At 74.1% G+C, this 23,271-nt stretch carries 3 protein-coding genes; all 3 read right to left on the bottom strand.

Features of this window, described 5'->3' with window-relative positions:
- Positions 1-31: 31 nt before the first annotated feature.
- The 3 genes from BM424_RS20465 to BM424_RS20455 are packed head-to-tail and all read right to left on the bottom strand — an operon-like array spanning position 32 to position 23,260.
- Positions 32-1,453: an FAD-dependent oxidoreductase gene (locus BM424_RS20465; RefSeq protein ID WP_093420526.1), complete on the bottom strand. Its 1,422-nt coding sequence runs from the start codon at positions 1,451-1,453 to the stop codon at positions 32-34.
- Entirely contained in the window at positions 1,450-4,626 is a 3,177-nt protein-coding gene (locus BM424_RS20460) for a non-ribosomal peptide synthetase (protein ID WP_217649775.1), read from the bottom strand. Before BM424_RS20460 ends, BM424_RS20465 begins: the two co-directional genes overlap by 4 nt.
- A gap of 43 nt (positions 4,627-4,669) precedes the next feature.
- A complete protein-coding gene (locus BM424_RS20455) occupies positions 4,670-23,260 on the bottom strand; it encodes a non-ribosomal peptide synthase/polyketide synthase (RefSeq protein ID WP_175548188.1) in 18,591 nt (6,196 codons plus the stop codon).
- Positions 23,261-23,271 lie beyond the last annotated feature (11 nt).

The following is a 23,271-nucleotide window of genomic DNA, read 5'->3' as shown; positions in this document are numbered from 1 at the left end:
GCCCACCGCCCGGCATCCGCGCTGCCCGCCGTTACACCGGCTCGGCGCTGCGCTCCCAGTGCATGCCGTCGAGGCTGGCGATCAGCCCGCCGTCGGTGACCGGAACGTCGTCGGCGGCCTCGCCGAAGGCCGCCTGCAGCTGGATCCGGTGCCCCTCCCAGTGCACGCCGCGCGACAGCTCGTGCAGCTGCTGCTTGCGCTTGTCCCGGTAGGACTCCGAGGTCAGCGCCGACTCGTCGGAGGCGCCGCCGCCGACCAGGCCGACGAACGCCTGCGCGCCGGGCGCGGCATCGCCGGTGACGCGCCTGGCCTCCTCGAAGTACTGCTGCTCGTCGCGGTTGACGTCGTAGAAGGTGACCAGGAAGTCGTGGAAGGTCTGGTACTCCTTGCGGTACCGGGCCTCGTACTCGGCGAAGCACTCCCGCTCGTCGAGCTCGCCCCGCAGCGCGGTGTTGAGGGACCGCGCGGCCAGCAGCGCGCTGTAGGTGGACATGTGCACGCCCGAGGAGAACAGCGGGTCGATGAAGCCCACCGCATCGCCGACCAGCACCAGGCCGGGCCGCCAGAACGTGTCGTGCAGGTACGACCAGTCCTTGCGGACGCGGACCTCGCCGTAGCGGCCCTCGGTGATCCGCTGGGCGTCGGAGAGGTAGTCGGCGATGATCGGGCACTCGTCGATCAGCGAGCCCAGGGCCTCGGCCCGGTCGCCGCGCACCCGGTCCGCGCAGTCCTTGCGGAGGACGGCGCCGACCGAGGTGAGCGTGTCGCTCAGCGGGATGTACCAGAACCACCCCGAGGGGAAGGCCACGCACGTGATGTTGCCGCTGTTGGGCTCGGGAAGCCGCCTGCCGCCCTCGAAGTAGCCGAACAGCGCAAGGTTCTGGAAGTGCTCGGAGTAGCGGCGCTCGCCGCCGACGGCCCGCTGCAGCCTGCTCGAGTTGCCGGTGGCGTCCACGACGTAGCGGGCGCGAGCCGTGCGCTCGACGCCGTCGGCGTCGGTGTAGCGGACGCCGCACACCCGGCCGTCCTCCTCGACGGCCTCGCTCACCGCGCACCGCTCCCGCACCTCGACGCCCTTGCTGCGGGCGTTGTCCAGCAGCAGCTGGTCGAACTTCGCCCGCTCGACCTGGTAGGCGAAGGACGTCGGCCCGGCGAACTTCTCCGACAGCGCGAAGTCGAACGACCACGGCTCGGAACCGGAGCCCCAGGCGAAGGTGCCGCCGCGCTTGCGCACGAACCCGGCCTCGTGGACCTGGTCGGCGACGCCCAGCAGGCGGCAGATCCCGTGCACGGTGGACGGCAGCAGCGATTCCCCGATCTGGTAGCGGGGGAACTCCTCCTTCTCCAGCAGCAGGACCCGGTGGCCCTGCATCGCCACGAAGGTCGCCGCGGACGCCCCGCCCGGACCACCTCCGGCGACCAGCACGTCGTACTCCTCGGCGGGATGTGTCATGGCAGATCGGCCTTTCGAGCGGGGGTGGATGCCTCGCCGACCGGCAGCACGTGGCCGGGCAGCGCGACGGGGTCGCCGAGGACGACGGCGATGTCGCGCCGTCCGTCGTGGGGTTCGCGGGCGTGGGCCGTGCGGATGTTGTCGACGAGCAGCACGTCGCCCTCGCGCCACGGCTCGCCGACGGTGAACCGGTCGTAGACGGCGTTGATGCCCTCCACCACCTCGGCCGTGACGGGGGTGCCGTCACCGGCGGCGGTGTCGAAGGGAAGACCGTCGGGGCCGTAGACGTCGGTGAGGTACTCGCGCACGGCCGGGTCCACGGTGAGCCCGTTGAGGAAGGCGATCTGGTTGAACCAGCACCGCTCCCCGGTGTCGGGGTGGCGCACGACCGCGGCGCGGCGCTGCCGGGTGACGAGCCGGTCCTCGGACAGCCAGGTGTTCTCGATGCCGACGGCGGCGCAGTAGGCGTCCACGGCCGCGCGGTCACCGGTGCCGAACGCGTCCGGCCAGGCCACGCCCACGTCGTGGTAGTTGCGGCGCAGCAGCCAGCCGTGGTGCTCGAAGGGGTCGACGAGCTCCGGCGGCAGGGCGGCGAGGACCTGCTGGGAGTCGGCGACGGTGGTGCGCCCGCCGCTGCCGGGCGCGGTGAGGCAGCCGAACACGAGGGTGCCGGGGACGGTGTCGGCGTAGCTGAGCTCGTGGTGCATGCACATCGGCTCGTCGGCGGGCCAGTGGCTGCCGGAGTAGACGTGGCGCGGGTGGGCGGTGCGGGGCGCGAAGCTCTCGCGCTCGGCCATCGCCTCGACGCCGAGCGCGGCGGCGACGTCGGCGACGTCGTCGTGCGTGCCGACGCCGAGGCCGCGCAGCAGGACGGCACCGGACTCGGCCAGTGCGGCCCGCGCCGCCGACCGGGCCGCGGTGGCGCGCGCGGCGGGATCGGGTCCGTCGGCGGTGTCGAGGACGCGCAGCCGGTCGGGTTCGGTCGCCACCGCCCGGGGTCGAACGTCCTGCGCCGGTGCGGGGTTCGGGACTGGCGCGCCCGACTTGCTGTCGACCAGGGCGGCGACCTCGGCGACCGTGGGGGTGTCCTTGAGGTCGGCGACGCTCACCACGCGGTCGAGCGCCATCGACAGCCGGATGGCCGACAGCGAGGTGCCGCCGAGCTCGGCGAAGCGGGACTCCCGGCCGATGCGCTCCACCGGCACGTGCAGCAGGCTCGACCACAGGTCGGCGACGCGCCGCTCGGTGTCGGTGGCCAGCTCCGGCGCGCCGGTGTCTCCCGCCGCGTCCTCGGTGTCGCCGGCGCGGGCCGCGAGGGTGATCTTGTCGACCTTGCCGTTGCTGGACAGCGGGAGTTCGAGGACCCGGTACAGGCGGGGCGGCACCATGTAGTCGGGCAGGGCGGTGCCCAAGGACCGCGCCACCTCGGCGCCCTCGGGGGCGTCGTCGCCGGTGTAGTAGGCGACGAGCTGGGGATCGTCCTGGGTCCCGGCGACCACGACCGCGCCCGCGCGCACCCCGGGTACCTGCAGCAGCCGGTCCTCGATCTCGCCGATCTCGATGCGGAACCCGCTGATCTTCACCTGGGAATCGCGCCGCCCCAGGTACTCGAAGTCACCGGAGGGCAACCGGCGGCCGAAGTCGCCCGAGCGGTAGAGGCGGTCGCCGGGCCGGTACGGGTCCTGCCCGTAGACCGCGGCCGTGCGGTCGGGGTCGTTGACGTAGCCCCGGCCGACGCACACCCCGGCCATCACGATCTCGCCCGGCGCGCCGATGGGCACCAGGTGCAGCTGCTCGTCGACCACGTGCACCCGGCAGTTGCGGATCGTCTCGCCCAGCGGGATCGACCGGTGGCCGGGAACTTCGCGCATGACACCGTGATTGGAGTCGTCGCTGACCTCGGTGAGCCCGTAGCAGTTGACCAGCGGGACGCCGGGGAACACGCCGAACCAGCGGCGCACCAGCTCCTTCTTCAACGCCTCCCCGGTCACCGCCATCACCCGCAGGTCCGGCAGCGCGGCCGCGGCGTCGGGCCGCTCCGCCAGCAGGAGTTCGAGGTAGGTCGGCACGAGCTGGGCGACCTCGACGCGGTGGCGGGCCAGCAGGTCGACGAACCGGTGCACGTCGACCACCACCTCCTGCTCGACCAGCAGGGTGCGACCGCCCAGCAGCAGCGGGGCCACCAGCTGCCACAGCGAGATGTCGAAGCACTGCGGCGCGGTCTGCGCGACGGTGTCGCCCTCCCGGATGCCCAGGTCCTCGATCTTGGCGTAGACGTGGTTGAGGAAGCCGTCGTGCTCGCACAGCGCGCCCTTGGGCTCGCCGGTGGAGCCCGAGGTGAAGTAGACGTAGGCCAGCTGGTCACCGGCGACGGTGATCGCCGGGTCGTGGGTGGGCGCGTCGCCGTCGAGCAGGTCGCGCACGTCCAGGCGGTGGACGGCGTCGATCCCGGCGAGCGCCTCGTCCAGCGGCGGCACGTCGCGGTCGGCCAGCGCCCAGCGGCACTCCGCGCGGGTCAGCGTCCTGGCCATCCGGCCCGCGGGGAAGTGCGGTTCCAGCGGCAGGTAGCAGCCGCCGGCCTTGAACACCCCCAGCACCGAGGCCAGCCAGTCCGGCGTGCGCTCGGTGACGACGGCGACCACGTCCTCCGCGCGCAGCCCCTGCCGGTGCAGCGCCCAGGCGATCCTGTTGGCGTCCTCGTTGACCTCGCGGTAGCTGCGGGTGGTGGCGCCGTGCACGACGGCGACCGCGTCGGGGTGCCGCCGCACCCGCTCCTCGAACAACTCGTGGAGGCGACGTCCGGGAAGCGGCCGGACGGGACCGGAACCGGCGGCGATGACCTCCTCGACCTCCTCCGCCGAGAGCAGCCCCTCGCGGGTGTGCGCCGCGTCGGGCGCGTCGGTGGCCTGCTGCCGGGCGCGGCGGACGTAGCGCTCCAGGCGGTCGGCGGCGACGTGCGGTTGCGCCCCGGCGGCCTCCCACGCCTCGTCGGCCTCCGCGCGTCCGTCCGCTGTGGACACGCGCAGGACGAGGTCCTGCCACGTCGCCTCGGCCGGCAGCACCGGTGCTCCCACGACCACCGAGGCGACCTTGAGCCGCGCGGCGCGCAGCACGGCGTCCTCGTCGGCGCCGCGGGAGCGGACCGGCTCGGCGGCGGATGCGGTGTCCCGCATGGGTTCTCCTCTTCCTCGCTCGTGACGCGGTGGGCGGTCCCGGCTACTGCGCGGGCGTCTCGCCCAGCTCGGCGGCCAGGACGTCCCAGATCAGCCCGGCGACGTCAGGATTGATCAACATCTCGCGGTGGGAGCAGTCGAGCTGGTGCTCGCGGACCTCGCCCGCCACGAACGGCCGCCACAGGTCGGCCTTCGAGGTCGAGTCGGCCGAGATCAGCAGCAGGTCGCCGTCGGACTTCCGCGTCCGGTGCTCCAGCAGGATCTTGGTGTTGTTGCGCACGATCCGGACGTAGGCGTCGTGCTCCTCGCCGGTGAGCACCCCGGCCACCGTCTCCTCCTGCTCGGCGAAACCGGCCCGCTGCTCGTCGGTGGGACCGCCGTCCATCGGACTGGCGTCGAGGACCACCAGCAGCGAGACCTCCTCCCCCGCGTCCCGCAGCTGCGCGGCCATCTCCTGGACGACGTTGCCGCCGAACGACCAGCCGAGCAGCTGGTAGGGGCCGCTGGGCTGCACCGCGCGGATCTGCGCGACGTAGTCGGCGGCCATCCGGGTCAGCGACTCCGGCAGGTCGCTGGTGACCGAGTCCGCACCCCTGGGGCGCAGGGCGTAGAGCGGGTAGCGGTCCGAGACGCGGTTGGCGAGCCAGCCGTACTCCCACCCGAGTCCCAGGACGGTGTGAGCGCAGAAGATCGGCGTGCGGTCGCCGCTGGAGCGCATCGGCACCAGCACGTCGGCGGACTTGCGCTGCCCGCCGCGCGCGATCCGCTCGAGCAGCCCGGCGACGGTCGGCGCCTGGAACACCGCGCGGATCGGCACCTCGGCGTCGAGGACCGCCCTGATGCGGTTGACCAGGCGCACCGCCAGCAGCGAGTTGCCGCCCCGCTCGAAGAAGCTCTCCTCAACGCCGATCGAGGGCACCTCCAGCACCTGCTCGAAGATCGAGCACAGCAGCTGCTCCCGCAGGGTGACCGGGCGGCGCCCGCCCGCCCCGGGGCTCGCGGACTCGTCGGGGGCGGGCAGCGTCGCGCGATCCAGCTTGCCGTTGGCGTTCAGCGGGAGTTCGTCGAGCACGACCACCGCCGAGGGCACCATGTACTCCGGCAGCTTGCCCGCCGCGAACTCCCGCACCGACGCCGCCAGGTGCGCCCGGTCGTCGGCCGTTCCCGGGTCGCCGACGACGTAGGCCAGCAGCCGCGGCGAGCCCGGCACGTCCTCGCGGACCACGACCGCGGCCTGCGCCACGCGCTCGTGCCCGGCCACCGCCGCCTCGATCTCACCGGGTTCGATGCGGAAACCGCGCAGCTTGACCTGGTCGTCGACCCGGCCGACGAACTCCAGCTGCCCGTCGTCGTTCCAGCGCGCCACGTCGCCGGTGCGGTACATGCGCTCGCCCGGCGCCCCGAAGGGGCAGGCGATGAACCGCTCGGCGGTGAGCGTCGGACGTCCCAGATAGCCCCGGGCCAGCCCGTCACCGGCCAGGTACAGCTCGCCCGCCACGCCGGGCGGCACCGGCCGGAAACCGTCGTCGAGCACGTAGGCCCGCACGTTCCACAGCGGCGCGCCGATCGGCACGGTCGGGCCGTCCCGCTCCGGATCGCATTCCCAGGCGGTGACGGCGATCGAGGCCTCGGTGGGCCCGTAGAGGTTGTGCAGCGGCACGCCGAGCGCGTCCCGGCAGCGGTCCCGCACCGACGCCGGCAGCGCCTCGCCGAGGCACAGGACCGCGCGCAGGCTGGTGCACCGCTCCAGGGCGGCCTCCTCCAGCAGCGTCCGCAGCACCGACGGCACGAGCTGCATGACCGTGACCTGCTCCCGCTCGATCAGCTCGACCAGGTAGCGGGGATCCCAGTGCCCGCCCTGGCGCGCGAGCACCGTCCCGGCGCCGTTGAGCAGCGGCCAGAACAGCTCCCACACCGAGGCGTCGAACCCGAAGGAGGCCTTCTGCAGCACGCGGTCCCGCGGTTCGAGGCGGTACTCCTGCTGCATCCACGCCAGCTGGTTGACCACGCCGCGGTGCGGCACGACCACGCCCTTGGGGGTGCCGGTGGATCCGGAGGTGTACATGACGTAGACCGGGTGCGCCGAGCGCAGCGGCGCCGTCCGGTCGGCGTCGGTGATCTCCCGGCTGTCCGCCGAGGCCACCGCCGCGCGAACGGCGTTGTCGTCCAGGCTGATCCACTCCGGTCCGGCGTCCCACGGCGCGGTTTCCGGCGATCGGGGCCGCCCGAGCCAGGACGCGGCGCTCGCCGTGGTCAGCACGGCCACCGGTGCGGCGTCGGAGAGCATGTGGTCGACGCGTTCCAGCGGCTGGTCGGAGTCGATGATCAGGTAGGCGCCACCGGCCTTGACGACCGCCAGCAGCGCCACGACCTGCTCGACCGAGCGGTCCATCGCCACGCCGACGACCGAGTCCGGTCCCACCCCGCGGGTGATCAGGTACCGGGCGAGCCTGGTGGTCCGGTCCGCCAGCTCCGCGTAGGTGATCCGCTCCGCACCGGCCAGCAGCGCCAGGGCCTCCGGGCTGCGTTCGGCCTGGTGGTGCAGCAGGTCGGCCAGCGTGCGGTCCGGCACCGGGTGCGCGGTGTCGTTCCAGTCGCGCAGGACCCGCTGCTGCTCGGCGGGGCCGAGCAGGTCGACGGTGTGCGCCGGGGCGGCGGGGTTGTCGGCGATAGCCTCCAGGACGCGGACGAGCCGGTCCATCAGGGTGTCCACGGTGGACTTGTCGAACAGCTCGGCCGCGAACACCACGCCGCCGTCCATGCCGGCGGGCGCGCCCGTCTCGTCGAACCGCTCGTTGACCTCGATGTCGAGGTCGAACCGCGCCGACAGCAGCCCGGTGGGGTCCTCGGTCACCCGCACGCCCGGCAGCTGCGGCGTGGACCGCGCGTTGTTCTGCACGGCGAGCATGACCTGGAACAGCGGGTGCCGGGACATCGACCGGGCCGGCGCCAGCTCCTCCACGAGCCGCTCGAAGGGCACGTCCTGGTGCTCGAAGGCCTCCAGGACGGCGGCGCGCACCCGGTGCAGCAGTTCGGTGAAGTCCGGCTCGCCCGACAGGTCGGTGCGCAGCACGAGGGTGTTGGAGAAGTACCCGACGAGCCCGTCGAGTCCCTGGTCCATGCGCCCGGCGACGGGGCTGCCGAGCACGACGTCGCGTCCCGCGCCGCTCTTGGACAGCAGCACCGAGACCGCCGTGTGCAGCAGCATGAACATCGTGACGCCCTCGGCCAGGGCGAGTTCGGCCAGCCGCGCGTGCAGTTCCGCCGGGACCCGCAGCGCGGCCCACCCGGCCTCCCGGTCGGACACGGTCGGGCGCGTCCGGTCCACGGGCAGGGCGAGTTCCTGCGGGGCGCCGCTGAGCTTGTCCTTCCAGTAGTCGATCTGCCGGGCGAGCAGGCTGTCCGGCTGGTCGGTGTCGCCGAGCAGTTCCCGCTGCCACAAGGTGTAGTCGGCGTACTGCAGCGGCAGCGGCTCCCAGCCGGGTGCGCGGCCCGCGCGGCGCGCGGCGTAGGCGTCGGAGAGGTCCCGCCACAGCGGGCCCATCGACCAGCCGTCACCGGCGATGTGGTGCACCACCAGCGACAGCGCCCACTCCTGGGCTTCCCCGTCGGTGACGCGGAACAGGTCGGCCTTCACCGGCAGTTCGACGGCCAGGTCGAAGGTGTGGGCGGCCAGCACCTCGCGGCGCCGCACCAGCTCCTCCGCCGTGACGGTCGTCATCGGCAGGTCCACGGTCACCTCGTCGGCGGGGTGGACGAACTGCGACGGCTGGTCGCCCACCTGCGGGAAGGTGGTCCGCAGGCTCTCGTGCCGGGCGATCACGTCGGTGAGCGCGGCCCGCAGCGCCGCGGTGTCCAGCGGCCCGGACAGCCGCAGCAGCAGGCAGATGTTGTAGAGGTGGTTGGGGCCTTCCAGGCGGTCCAGGAACCACAGGCGGCTCTGGCCGTAGGACACCGGCAGCACCTCGGGCCGGGGCATCGGCACCACCGGCGGCCGGACCGGGCCGTCGGACTGGGCGAGCTTCGCGGCGAGCCCGGACACGACGGGTTCCTCGAACACCGCCCGCACGGAGATCTCCGCGCCCAGGACCGCCCGGATGCGGCTGACGAGCTTCACGGCGAGCAGGGAATGCCCGCCCAGCGCGAAGAAGTCGTCGTCGGGACCGACCCGGGGCACGCCGAGGACCTCGGCGAACAGGGTGCACAGCAGTTCCTCGCGCGGCGAGGCGGGGGCGCGCACCAGATCGGTGGACGTGACCGGTTCGGGGTCGGGCAGGGCAGCGCGGTCGACCTTGCCGTTGACGGTCACCGGCAGCCGGTCGAGCACCGTCACGTACGAGGGCACCAGGTGGCTCGGCACCCGCTCGGCCACGAACTCCCGCACCCTGGCGGCCAGGTCGTCACCGGGGCCGGAGGGCACCACGTAGGCGGCGAGGCGCTTGTCGTTCTCGCCGTGCTCGCGGACGGTGACCACGGCCTGCGCCACGTCGTCGTGGGCGGACACGACGGCCTCCACCTCGCCGGGTTCGACGCGGAATCCGGCGATCTTGACCTGGTCGTCGGCGCGGCCGACGAACTCCAGCACCCCGTCGGCCCGCCACCGCACCACGTCGCCGACGCGGTACATGCGGGATCCCCCGCCCTCGAACGGGCAGGCCACGAAGCGTTCCGCCGTCATCGCGGGCCGTCGTGCGTACCCGCGGGCCAGACCGTCACCGGCGACGTAGAGCTCACCCGGCACGCCGACCGGAACCGGGCGCAAGGAGCTGTCGAGGACGTAGCAGCGGGTGCGGTCCAGCAGGCGCCCGAGCGGGATCTCCCGGCCGCTGTCGACATCGGCGCGACCGACCGCGTGGGTGTGGGTGTAGGTGGTGCTCTCGGTCGGGCCGTAGCCGTTGGACAGCACGGTGCCGGGCAGCGCGTCGACCACGGTGCGGGAATGCTCGACGGAGAGCTTGTCGCCACCCGTCAGCAGCGAGCGCACCCCGCTCAGCGCCTGGACGTCGGTGTCGATGACCTGGTGCAGCAACCCGGTGGGCAGCAGAGCGACCGTGACCGCGTGCGCGGTGAAGAACTCGCGCAGCGACGCCACCGACGGCGACCCCGGAGGGCCGACGGCCAGCGTCGCTCCGTTGAGCAGGGCCGCCCAGATCTCGAAGGTGGCGGCGTCGAACGACACCGACCCGACGTGCGACACCACGTCCCCGGCGCGCACGTCGGCGTAGGCGGCAGGCCGGGCCAGGCGGTCGATGGCGCGATGGGTCACGGTGACGCCCTTGGGCTTTCCGGTGGAACCGGAGGTGTAGATCGTGTAGGCGGCCGATTCCAGGTGCGGCTCGGGTTCCGGCGGCGTGGCGTCCTCGGCGTCCACGGCGGCGCGCGTCGCCGGGTCGTCCAGCACGACGCGCACCCCCGAGCCGGGCACTCGCGAGGCCACGTCGGTGGTGGTGAGCACGAGAACCGGGGCGGCGTCGTCGAGCATCATCTCGATGCGGGCCGACGGGTACTCGGTGTCCACCGGCAGGTACGCGCCGCCGGTCTTCAGGACGGCCAGCAGCGCGATGACCATCTCCGGCGACCGCTCCATGACGACCGCGACGGTCTCCTCCGGCCCGGCGCCGTGGCGCAGCAGGTACCGGGCGAGCCGGTCGGAGCGGGCGTCGAGTTCGGCGTAGGTCAGGCGGAATCCGTCGGCGACCAGCGCCGGGGTGTCCGGGACGCGGGCGACCTGCGCGCGGAACCCGGCGGTCACGGTCTCGGCCGGTTCGGGCCGGTCGGTCGCGTTCCACTCCCCCACCACGCGGTCGCGTTCGGCGGCGTCGAGCGGGTCGATGCCGTGCACCCGCTGCCGGGGATCGGCGGCGACGGTGCTCAGCACGTGCAGCAGCCGGGTCACCAGGGCCTCGGCGGTGGCGCGGTCGAACAGGTCGGTGGCGTAGGTGAGTCCGCCGTCGACGCCGGCCGGGACGCCCTGCTCGTCGAACTGCTCGGCGGCCTGGAAGTCCAGGTCGAACTTCGCGCCGGGCACCTCAGTGTCGAGCCGTTCCAGGTGCACGCCGGGCAGGTCCACCTCGGCGGCGGGCACGTTCTGCACCGACAGGATGACCTGGAACAGCGGGTGGCGGGCCGTGGACCGGGCGGGCGCGAGCTCCTCGACGAGCCGCTCGAACGGCACCTCCTGGTGGCCCAGCGCGCCCAGCGCCGACTTGCGCACGCGGCCGAGCACCTCGGCGAACGTGGGGTCACCGGACAGGTCGGTGCGCAGCACCAGGGTGTTGACGAAGAACCCGACCAGGTCGTCTGCGGCCTCGTCGGTGCGGCCGGCGATGGGGCTGCCCAGCGGGACGTCCTCGCCCGCGCCGAGCCGCGACAGCAGCACCGACAGGGCCGCCTGCCACACCATGAACATCGTGACGCCCTGCGCGGCGGCCAGTTCGGCCAGCGCGCCGTGCAGGTCGGCGGGCACGTGCAGCGGCACCCAGGCGCCGTCGTTGCTCGCGACGGCGGGCCGGGGCCGGTCCGTGGGCAGCGACAGCTCCTCCGGGATGCCCTCCAGCGCCTCCCGCCAGTAGGCGACCTGCTGGTTGAGCGGGCTGTCCGGGTCGTCGGCGTCGCCGAGCAGGTCGCGCTGCCACAGCGCGTGGTCGGCGTACTGCACGGGCAGCGGTTCGAAGCGCGGGGCGCTGCCGGCGCGGCGCGCGATGTAGGCGGCGGAGAGGTCGCGCAGCATCGGGGCCATCGACCAGCCGTCGGAGGCGATGTGGTGGGTGACCAGCACCAGCACCCACTCGCCCGGTTCCCCCTCGACGTCGAGAAGGGTTGCGCGCAGCGGGAGTTCGCCCGCGAGGTCGAAGACGTAGCGGGACTCCTCGGCGATCCGCTCGTCGAGGTCCCCGCGCGCCACCGTCTCGACGCGCACCCGCACGTCGGCGTGCTCGGCGGGGACGATCTGCTGGACGGGCTGCCCCTCGTGCTGCGGGAAGCGGGTCCGCAGGCTCTCGTGCCGGGCGACCACGTCGCCCAGCGCGGCGTCCAGCGCGGCGACGTCGAGATCGCCGGTCATCCGCACCGCGAGCGGGATGTTGTAGAGCGCGCTGGCGCCTTCGAAGCTGTCGACGAACCACAGGCGGCGCTGGGCGTAGGACAGCGGCAGCAGCTCCGGCCTCGGCCGGGCGGTGAGGGCGGGCCGGACCGGCGCGTCGCCGGTCTCGCCGATCGCCGCGGCCAGCCCGGCCACGCTCGGCGTCTCGAACACCGCCTCCACCGGGATTTCCGCGCCGAGCACGGTGCGGACCCTGCTGACGAGGCGGACGGCGAGCAGGGAATGCCCGCCGAGCGCGAAGAAGTCGTCGTCGACGCCCACTCGCGGGACACCGAGGACGTGCGCGAACACGGCGCACAGCAGCTCTTCCCGCAGCGACGGCGGCCTGCGCAGCTCACCGGCGACCAGCGCCTCCGGGGCGGGCAGGGCCGCCCGGTCGACCTTGCCGTTGCCGGTCAGCGGCAGCCGGTCGAGGCTCACCACGGCGCTGGGCACCAGGTACTCGGGCAGCCGGGCGGCGGCGTGCTCGCGCAGCGGCTCGGTGTCGTCACCGCCGGTCCACACCACGTAGGCCACGAGGCGCTTGTCGCCGGGGACGTCCTCGCGGACGGTGACCACCGCCTGCGTCACGTCGGGGTGGGCGGCCAGCGCCGATTCGGCTTCGGCGGGCTCCACCCGGAAACCGCGGATCTTGACCTGGTCGTCGACGCGGCCGACGAACTCCAGCACGCCGTCGGCCCGCCACCGCACCACGTCACCGGTGCGGTACATCCGCGAGCCGCCGTCCTCGAACGGGCAGGCCACGAAGCGCTCGGCGGTGAGCCCGCTGCGCCCGGCGTAGCCGCGCGCCAGCCCGGCCCCGGCCAGGTACAGCTCGCCGGAGACCCCCGGCGGGACCGGGTCCAGCGCGCTGTCCAGCACGTAGCAGCGGGTGTTGTCCATCGGCCTGCCGATGGGGACGACCTCGCCGATCTCGTCCGGGTCGGTCAGCGGGATCTGGGTGCCGATGACGGTGATCTCGGTCGGGCCGTAGCTGCTGCGCACGACGATGCCGGGGGCGGCGTCGAGCACCCGCTGCACGGCGTTCTTCGGGACCACGTCGGCGCCGGTGAGCACGTCGCTCGCGCCGTTGAAGGCCTCGGGGTCCTCGTCGGCGATGACGCGGAACAGACCGGCCGTGAGGTGCACGTGGGTCAGCCCGTGCTCGGTGATCAGGGCCCGCAGCCGCGCGGCGTCCATGCGGCCCGGGGGGACGACGAGGATCTCGCCGCCGGTGAGCAGCCGCACCCACAGCTCCACCGTGGACCCGTCGAAGGTGTGCGGTGCGGCGAACATCCCGCGCGCCTGGCCGCGGAACCGCCAGCAGTCGTCGCCGGCCAGGTCGACGATGTCGCGGTGGGTGGTCGCGATGCCCTTCGGCTCGCCGGTGGAGCCGGAGGTGAACATGACGTAGGCGAGCTGATCGGGCAGGCTGCGGCCGGTCACCGCGGTGGCGGGCTGCTCGGCCCACGCAGTGGGATCGCCCGCGCGGACCACGGTGGCGACCTGCCCGCGCAGGTCCTCGGCGTAGCGGTCGTCCGCGAGGCACAGCGAGGTTCCGGCGCGGTGCAGCACCTCGGCGATGCGGCCGGCGGGCTGGTCCGGGGAGACGGTGACGTAGGCGCCGCCCGCCTTGAGGATCGCCAGCAGCACGACCACGACGTCGATGGAGCGGTCCATGACGACGCCGACGGGTGTCTCCGGCACCACGCCGAGCTCGATGAGGTGGTGGGCCAGCCGGTTGGAGCGCTGGTCCAGCTCGGCGTAGGTGAGCTGCACGGGGTCGTCGGTGAGCACGGTGGTCAGCGCGACGGCCTTGGGGGCGCGGGAGGCGCGGATCGCGAACAGCTCGGGGACGGTCAGCGCCAGGGTGTCGCTGTGGGTGTTGTTCCACTCGGTGAGCAGCCGTCGCCGCTCGGTCCGGTCGAGCAGGTCGACGCGGGCGACGGGGCGGTGCGGGTCCTCGGTGACGGCGTCGAGCACGCGAACCAGCCGCGCCACCAGGGTTTCGGCGGTGGAGCGGTCGAACAGGTCGGCGGCGTAGGTGAGTCCGCCGATCATGCCGTCCGGTTCGCCCGCGTCGTCGACGAGTTCGACGACCTGGAAGTCCAGGTCGAACTTGGCCATCGCGGGGGCGTCGGGGCGGGAGTCGACGTCGAGGCCGGGCAGCGTGACGTCCTGCTGCGGGATGTTCTGCACGGCCAGCAGCACCTGGAACAGCGGGTGGCGGCCCTTGGAACGGGACGGCGCCAGCTCTTCCACGAGCCGTTCGAAGGGGATGTCCTGGTGCTCCAGCGCGCCGAGCGCGTTCTGCCGCACCCGGGCCAGCACCTCGGTGAAGTCGGGGTCGCCGGACAGGTCGGTGCGCAGGACGATGGTGTTGACGAAGAACCCGACGAGGTCCTCGACGGCTTCGTCGGTGCGCCCGGCGACCGGGCTGCCCAGCGGGATGTCCTCACCCGCACCGAGCCTGGACAGCAGCACGGCCAGGGCCGCCTGCCACACCATGAACATCGTGACGCCCTCGGACCGCGCCAGCTCCGCCAGCCGCGCGTGCAGCTCGGCGGGCACCTCGATGTCGGCCCAGCCCGCGGTGCGGCTCTCGACCTCCGGCCGGGGCCGGTCGGCGGGCAGCGCCAGTTCCTCGGGCGCGCCGTCGAGGGCCTTCCGCCAGTAGGAGACCTGGCCGTGCAGGAGGCTGCCGGGGTCGTCCGGGTCGCCGAGCAGTTCTCGCTGCCACAGCGCGTAATCCGCGTACTGCACCGGCAGCGGACCCCACTCTGGCGCCCGGCCGTCGCACCGGGCCGCGTAGGCCACCGACAGGTCCCGCCACAGCGGGGCCATCGACCAGCCGTCACCGGCGATGTGGTGCACCACCAGCACCAGCGCGGAGGTGTCCGGTCCGGTGGTGAACAGCACCGCCCGCAGCGGGAGTTCACGGGCCAGGTCGAAGACGTGCGCGGAGGTCTCGGTGATCCGCGCGTCCAGCTCGGCCGCGTCCACCTCCACGACCTCCAGCTCCACGGCGGCCTGGTCGGCGGGGGTGATCTCCTGGTGCGGCTCGCCGTCGATCTCGGGGAACCGGGTGCGCAGCGTCTCGTGCCGCGCGAGCACGTCGCCGAGGGCGGCCCGCATCGCGTCGACGTCGAGGCGTCCGGTCAGCCGCAGCACCAGCGGGATGTTGTAGAGCGCGCCCGCGCCTTCGAGCTGGTCCATGAACCACAGGCGGCGCTGCGCGAACGACAGCGGCAGCCGGTCCGGGCGCTCCCCTGCCGAGACCGCCGGTCGCACACCGCTTTCCGACTCGGCGAGCCGCGCGGCCAGCTGCGCCGCGGTCGGCGCCTCGAACAGGGTGCGGATGGGCAGTTCGGCGCCGAGCACGGTGCGGATCCGGCTGGCGAGCCGGACCGCTTGCAGCGAGTGCCCGCCGAGGGCGAAGAAGTCGTCGTCGACGCCCACCCGAGGCACGCCGAGGACCTGGGCGAACACCGTGCACAGCAGCTCTTCGCGCAGGCCCGCCGGGCGCCGCTCGGGCGCGGTCGCGGGGGTGTCGTCGGGGTCGGGATCGACGAGGTGCAGCCGCCCCTCGCGGTCCCAGCGGGCGCGGCGTCCGGTCGGGCGCATGGGGCTCCCGTCGTCGGTGAAGGGGCAGGGAACGGAGGCGGCGTCGTCGCGGGCCGCGGCGTCGACGACGTGCAGCTCGCCGACGACGCCCGGGGCGACGGGAGCCAGGCCCGCGTCCAGGACGTAGACGGCGCCGTCGTGCTGCGGCTGCCGGTGCGGCCACTCGGCCACGACCCGCTGCCGTTCGGCGGGGTCGAGCACGTCGAGCCGGTGCACCGGGCGGGCGGGTTCGCGCGCGAGGTCGTCGAGGACGCGCAGCAGCCGCGCCACCAGCGCTTCCGCGGTGTCGCGGTCGAACAGGTCGGTGGCGAAGCCGAGGGCACCGGTCATGCCGTCCGGCAGGCCCGCGACGAAGCGCTCGGCGACTTGCAGGTCCAGGTCGAACTTCGCGTCGCCGGTCGCCGACCGCAGCGGGGCGACCTCGACGCCCGCCAGTTCCGGCTCGGTGCGCGGGGTGGACTGCACTTCCGCGATCACCTGGAACAGCGGGTGGCGGCCGGTGTGGCGAGTGGGGGCGAGCTCTTCCACGAGCCGTTCGAACGGGACGTCCTGGTGCTCCAGCGCCCCCAGCGCGGTCCGGCGAACCCGGCCCAGCACCTCGGTGAAGTCCGGGTCGCCGGACAGGTCGACGCGCAGCACGACGGTGTTGACGAAGAACCCGACCAGGTCCTCGACCGCCTCGTCGGTGCGCCCGGCGACCGGGCTGCCCAGCGGAACGTCCTGTCCCGCACCGAGCCTCGACAGCAGCACGGCCAGAGCGGCCTGCCACACCATGAACATCGTGACGCCCTCGGACCGCGCCAGCTCCGCCAGCCGCGCGTGCAGCTCGGCGGGCACCTCGACGTCCACCCAGCCGCCGTCGCGGCCGGTGTCGGCGGTCCGCGGCCGGTCGAGCGGCAGCGCGAGCTCTTCGGGCGCACCGGCCAGTTCCGCGCGCCAGTGGGCGAGCTCCCCGGCGAGCAGGCTGTCCGGGTCGTCGGCCTCGCCGAGCAGTTCGCGTTGCCACAGCGCGTAATCCGCGTACTGCACCGGCAGCGGACCCCAGTCGGGGGTCCGGCCGTCGCGGCGCGCCGCGTAGGCCTCGGAGAGATCGCGCCACAGCGGGCTCATCGACCAGTCGTCCCCGGCGATGTGGTGCAGCACGAGCACCAGCACCGAGGTGTCCGGTCCGGTGGTGAACAGGGTTGCGCGGAACGGGATTTCGGTGGCCAGGTCGAAGACGTGCCCGGCCGCCCCGGCGATGCGCGGGTCGTGGTCGCCGTCGGCCTCCAGCACCGGCAGCTCCACGGTCGCGGCGCCGGCCGGGACGACGTCCTGGTGCGGTTCGCCGTCGACCTCCGGGAACCGGGTCCGCAGCGTCTCGTGGCGGGCCACCAGATCACCCAGCGCCGCCCGCAGCGCGGCGACGTCGACCTTCCCGGTCAGCCGCAGCACCAGGGGGATGTTGTAGAGCGCGCTCGCCCCGTCCATCCGGTCGACGAACCACAGGCGGCGCTGCGCGAACGACAGCGGCAACCGCTCCGGCCGCGCACCGGCCGAAACCGGTTCGCGCACAGCGCTTTCCGACTCGGCGAGCCGTGCCGCCAGCGCCGCCACCGTGGAGTCCTCGAAGACGGCGCGCACCGGGATCTCGACGCCGAGCACTGCGCGCACCCGGCTGACCAGGCGCACGGCCAGCAGCGAATGCCCGCCGAGGGTGAAGAAGTCGTCGTCGACGCCCACCCGGTCCACGCCGAGCACCTGGGCGAACACCGAGCACAGCAGTTCCTCGCGCAGGCCCGCCGGGCGGGCGGTGGTGGCGGTGTCGCGCTCCGGTGCGGGCAGGGCCGCGCGGTCGAGCTTGCCGTTGACCGACAGCGGCAGCCGGTCGAGCAGCACGAAGGCCGACGGCACCAGGTGCGCGGGCAGCCGGGTCTCCAGCTCGCCGCGCAGCGCGGCGGGCAGCTCGTCCCGCTGCGGCCCGGCGGGCACGACGTAGGCCGTGAGCCGCTTGTCGCCGGGTGCGTCCTCGCGGACGACGACCGCGACCTGCGCCACCCGGGCGTCGTCGGCGAGCTGCGCCTCCACCTCGCCCGGTTCGATGCGGAAACCGCGGATCTTGACCTGGTCGTCGGAGCGGCCGACGTAGAGCAGGCGGCCGTCGGCGGTGCGGCGCACGGTGTCGCCGGTGCGGTACATGCGGGAACCCTTGGGCCCGAACGGGTCCGCGACGAACCGCTCGGCGGTGAGCCCGTGCCGGTCCAGGTAGCCGCGGGCCACACCGCCACCCGCCACGTACAGGTCGCCGTCGACGCCGTCCGGCACCGGCCGCAGGCGGGAGTCGAGGACGTAGAGGCGCACACCGGGAAGCGGGCGGCCGATGGTCGGGGCGTCACCGGGCCGCAGCGGGCCGTCGGCGGCCGCGATGACGGTGATCTCGGTCGGCCCGTAGGCGTTGCCGAACCAGACCTCGCCGCCCCAGCGGTCGACGAGCGCGGATCCCAGCGCCTCGCCCGCCACGAGCACGGTCTCCACGCCGGCGAGCCGCTGCGGGTCCTCGACCATGCCCAGAACCGTGGGCGGCAGCTGCAAGTGCGTGACGCCCTGCTCTTCGACCACGTCCTCCAGGCCGGCGCCGGGCAGGAGTTCGGCGGCCGGGGCCACGACGAGGCAGGCGCCCGCGGCGAACGCCGTCATGATCTCCCAGGTCGCGACGTCGAACCCGAGCGAGGCGAACTGGAGCAGCCTGCTGCCGGGTTCCAGCCCGGGCCAGCGGAAGGCCAGCAGGTTCACCGCGCCCGCGTGCGGCACCACGACGCCCTTGGGGGTTCCGGTGGAACCGGAGGTGTAGATGACGTACGCCGGGTGCTCGGGACGCAGCGGCACCACCCGGTCGGCCTGGGCGACCGGGCCGCCGGGCAGGGCGGCGACGGCGGCGCGGACCGAGGCATCGTCCACGACGATCGGATCCGGCCCGGGCAGCGGAACGGACCCGGCGATCGAGGCGGTGGTCAGCACCGCCACCGGGTCGGCGTCGGCGCACAGGTGGGCGATGCGGTCGGCGGGCTGGTCGGGGTCGATCGGCACGTAGGCGGCACCGGACTTGAGCACGGCCAGCAGCGCGACGATCGTCTCCGGCGAGCGCTCCATGAGGAGCACGACCCGGCCTTCGGCGCCGACGCCGCGTGCGATCAGGTGGCGCGCCAGCCGGTTCGACCGCTCGTCGAGCTCGGCGTAGCTGAGGCGCTCGGTGCCGGAGGCGATCGCGTCGGCACCCGGGCTGGCGGCGGCACGCTCGGCGAACACCTCGACCAGGGTGCCGGTGCTCGCGGGAGCACCGGTGTCGTTGAACTCGACGAGGACGCGGTCCCGCTCGGCGGGCGGCAGCACGTCGATGCCGGCGAGCGGGGTCAGCGGGTCCTCGTCGAGCGCGGCCACGACGCGCTCGGTGGTGGCCCGCAGCAGCCCGATGACGACGTCGGGGTCGATCCCGGCGGCGGCCTGCACGTCGAAGGCGATCTCGCGGCCGTCGTCGTCGACCGACACCAGCAGCGGGTAGTTGGTGCGCTCCCGCGCGGCCAGCACGTCGGCTCCCGGCGGCAGGACGTGCGCGCGCTCGTCACCGGCGACGTTGTGCCGGTAGTTGAGGACGGCGGTGAACAGCGGAGCGGGCACCGGCACGCCGCTGGCGCGCTGGGCGTCGGCGAGCGAGGCGTGCTCGTGCACCAGCAGTTCGGCCAGCTGGGCGTGCATGTCCCGCACCGCCTCGGCCACACCGGCGTCACCGATCGCGGCCCGCACCGGCAGCGTGTTGATGAACATGCCGGGCACGTGGTCGGCACCCGCCTGCACGCGCCCGAGCAGCAGCGTTCCGAACACGACGTCGTCGCCGCCGCACAGCGCGGCCAGCACCCGGGACCACACGACGTGCAGCACGGTGGCGGGGCTCGCCCCGGCGCGCCGGGCCTGCTCCCCGAGCCGGGCGGTGACCTGCGGGTCCAGGACGGCGCGGCGTTCGGTGACGTCGCGGCCGTCCCCGCGAACCTCCAGCACCCCGAACGGCGCGGTCGGTTCGGTGACGTCGCCGAGCAGCCGCGCGAAGTGCTCCTCGTGCTCCGCGGCGGAGGTGCCGAGCAGGGCCTGGCCGACGAAGGTGCGGTACGGCAGCGGTTCCGGCAGGTCGCCGCCGCGTCCGCCGAGGAAGGCGGTGACCTCGCGCAGGACGAGTTCGAGGGTGGTGTGGTCCTGGGTGATGTGGTGCATCCGGATCGCCAGCAGCCAGCGCTCGGTGCCGGGTTCGGCCGCGACGGCCACGTCCATCAGCGGGGCGCGGCGCAGGTCCATCGGGCCGTCGGCCAGCGCCAGGAACCGCTCCACCTCGTCGGCGTCGTCGGTGGGGTCGAGTTCGACCTCGGTCACCGGCAGGTCGACGTGCCGGTGCACGACCTGCACCGGGTGCGGCAGCCCCTCCCAGGCGAGGCCGGTGCGCAGCACCTCGTGGCGTTCGATGACGCGCGGCCAGGCCGCGAGGAACTCGTCCAGCAGCGCGCGGGAGTCGAACCGCAGGGCGTAGCGCACGAGGTACGGGTCGTCGGTGCCGTTCTCGGCGTGCAGCCGGTGGTGGAAGAACAGGCCTTCCTGCAGCGGGCCGAGCCGGTAGACGTCGGCGACGTTGGCCGCGCCGCCGGGAACGGCGGCGGTGACGGTGTCGAGTTCGGCGGCGGTGAGATCGGCCAGCGGCACCATCTCCGGGGTGATCCGGGTGGCTCCGGCAGGCGGGGTGCCCTCCGGGATCTCCACGGGTGCGCGACCGGCGACGGCGGCCAGCCCGGCCGGGGTGGCCGCGGTGAACAGGGTGCGCACGTCGACCCGCACCCCGGCGGCGCGCAGCCGCTCGACGAGCCGCACCGCGAGCAGCGAATGCCCGCCGAGGGCGAAGAAGTCGTCGTCGACGCCCACCCGGTCCACGTCGAGCACCTCGGCGAAGGCCGCGCAGATGCTCTCCTCGCGCTCCGTCGCAGGGCCGCGGCCCCCGGAGGAGGTGAACTCGGGCGCGGGCAGGGCGGCGCGGTCGAGCTTGCCGTTGACGGTGAGCGGCAACCGCTCCAGCGGGACGACCGCCGCGGGCACCATGTGGGCGGGCAGCAGCCCGGTGACGGCGTCGCGGACCGACCGGGCGAAGGCCTCCCCCGCGTCGGCGGGGTCGCGGGGCACGACGTGGGCGATCAGCCGCTGATCTCCCGGGGTGTCCTCGCGCAGCACGACCGCGGCCTGCGCGACGCGCTCGTCGGTGAGCAGCGCAGCCTCGACCTCGCCGGGTTCGATGCGGAAGCCCCGCAGCGACACCTGGTCGTCGGCACGGCCCAGGTACTCCAGGGTGCCGTCGCTCCCCCACCGCGCGAGGTCGCCGGTGCGGTACATGCGGGCGCCGCCGGGCTCGAAAGGACAGGCCACGAACCGGTTCGCGGTCAGCCCGGGCATCCCGAGGTAGCCGCGCGCGACACCGGAGCCCGCGACGTACATCTCGCCGACGACGCCGGGCGGCACGGGCCGCAGGTGGGCGTCGAGGACGTGCACGCGGGTGTCGTCCAGCGGCAGGCCGATCGGGCTGGCACCGTGCGCGCCGGGCCGCGTGGCGGCGTCGACGTCGAGATGCGTGACGTGCACGGTGGTTTCGGTGATGCCGTACATGTTCACCAGCGCCGGGCCGTCCCGGCGGACGAGCCGGTCCGGGTCGAGCGCCTCGCCGCCGAGGACGACCAGCCGCAGCGGGGCGTCGAGGGCGGTGCCGGGCTCGCGCGCGTCGGCGTGCTCCAGCTGGTGGAACGCCGACGGGGTCTGGCTGAGGACGGTGACGCCCTCGTCGACGAGCAGCCGCCGGAAGTCGTTGGGCGAGCGGGAGGTGTCGTGGTCGACGACGACGAGACGGCCACCGGTGAGCAGGCAGCCCCACAGCTCCCACACCGAGAAGTCGAAGGCGTGCGAGTGGAACCAGGTCCACACGTCGCCGCTGCCGAACTCGTAGCGCGCGGCCGCGTTCCGCAGCAGGGCCGTCACCTGCGCGTGGGTGACGACGACGCCCTTCGGGGCACCGGTGGAGCCGGAGGTGTGGATGACGTAGGCCGGGTGGTCGGCCAGCAGCGGGCGGCACCGCTCGTCCTGCGCGATCGGCTCAGGACGGCAGGCGGCGACGGCGGCCTGCACGGCCACGTCGTCGAGCACGACGCGGCCGGTGTCGGCGGGCAGGCGGTCGGCGAGGCCGGTGGTGGTGAGCAGGACGGCGGGTTCGGCGTCGGCGAGCAGGGCGGCGATCCGGGCGTCCGGGTGCGCGGGATCGATCGGCACGTAGGCGCCACCGGCCTTCAGCACCGCGAGCAGCGCGACGACGAGGTCGGGGGTGCGCTCCATCGCGACGGCGACCCGCGTCTCGGGGCCGACGCCCCGGCCGATGAGGTGGCGGGCGAGCCGGTTGGCGGCGGCGTCGAGGTCGCCGTAGCCGAGGCTCCCGGTGAGGGCGGGGTCGTCCGGGTGGGACGCGGCCTGCTCGGCGAAGAGGTCGGGAACGGTCGCCGGTGGCAGCGACCGGGTGGGTCCGGCGGTCTCGGCGATCGCGCGGTGCTCGGCCGGGTCGAGCACGTCGACGGCGTGCAGCCGGGTGCCGGGCTCGGCGGCGACGGTCTCCAGCACCCGCAGCAGGCGGGCGGCGAACGACTCGACGGTGGCCCGGTCGAACAGGTCGGCGGAGTAGATGATCTCGACGTCGTCGCCGCCCTCGGCGCCGCGGCGCTCCCAGACCTGGAAGTCGAGGTCGAACTTGGCCAGCGGCAGGTCGGCGACGTGCGCGGTGGCGGTCAATCCGTCCAGCTCGACGGGGGTTTCGGGGGCGTTGTGCAGCGTCAGGTTGACCTGGAACAGCGGGTGCCGGGTCAGGGAGCGGTTCGGGTCGAGCTCGGCCACGAGCCGTTCGAAGGGCACGTCCTGGTTCCGCAGCGCCTCGACGGTGGTCTCCCGCACGCGGCCCACGACGTCGGTGAAGGCCGGGTCGCCGCTGAGGTCGGTGCGCAGCACGAGGGTGTTGACGAAGAACCCGACGAGCTCTTCCAGCCCGGCCTCGTCCCGGCCCGCGACGGGAGTGCCGACCGGGATGTCCTGACCCGCACCGAGTTTCGACAGCAGGACGGCGATCGCGGCCTGCCACACCATGAACGGCGTGGCGTTCGCGGCGCGCGCCAGGTCCGCCAGCCGGTCCCGCAGGCCTGCGGGCACGGCGAGGTTCACCGTGCCGCCCGCGCGGTCGGAGGTCGCCGGGCGGGGCCGGTCGGTGGGCAGCGACAGCTCCCCCGGCGCGCCCGCCAGCGCCGCGCGCCAGTACGAGAGCTGGGTGGCCAGCACGCTGTCCGGATCGCTCGCCTCGCCGAGCAGTTCGCGCTGCCAGAGCGCGTAGTCGGCGTACTGCACCGGCAGCGGTTCCCGCTCCGGTGCGCGCCCGGCCCTGCGGGCGGCGTAGGCGGCCGACAGGTCCCGCCACAGCGGGTCGGCCGACCAGCCGTCGGCGGCGATGTGGTGCAGCACCAGCACGAGCACGGCCTCGTCGCCACCGGTGGTCAGCAGCCGGGCGTGGCACGGCAGGTCGCGGGCCAGGTCGAAGACGTGCCGCGCGGTGGCCGCGATCTCGGCCTCCAGCCGGTCCGCGGGCACCTCGGCGACCTGCAGCGGGTCGCCGAGCTCGGCCGGGTCCACGATCTCCTGGACCGGTTCGCCGTCGTGCTGCCGGAAGCGGGTGCGCAGGCTCTCGTGCCGGACGAGCACGTCGGTCAGCGCCGCCCGCAGCGCGGCGACGTCCAGCGGGCCGCGCAGCCGCAGGACCAGCGGAATGGTGTAGAGGGCCCCGGCCCCGTCCAACTGGTCCAGGAACCACAGCCGACGCTGCGCGTACGACGCAGGAATCACGGACACTCCTC

The organism is Saccharopolyspora flava (assembly GCF_900116135.1).
GTDB lineage: Bacteria > Actinomycetota > Actinomycetes > Mycobacteriales > Pseudonocardiaceae > Saccharopolyspora > Saccharopolyspora flava.
Note: the sequence above shows the minus strand (reverse complement) of the source record. Positions and strands in the feature narration are given on the sequence as shown.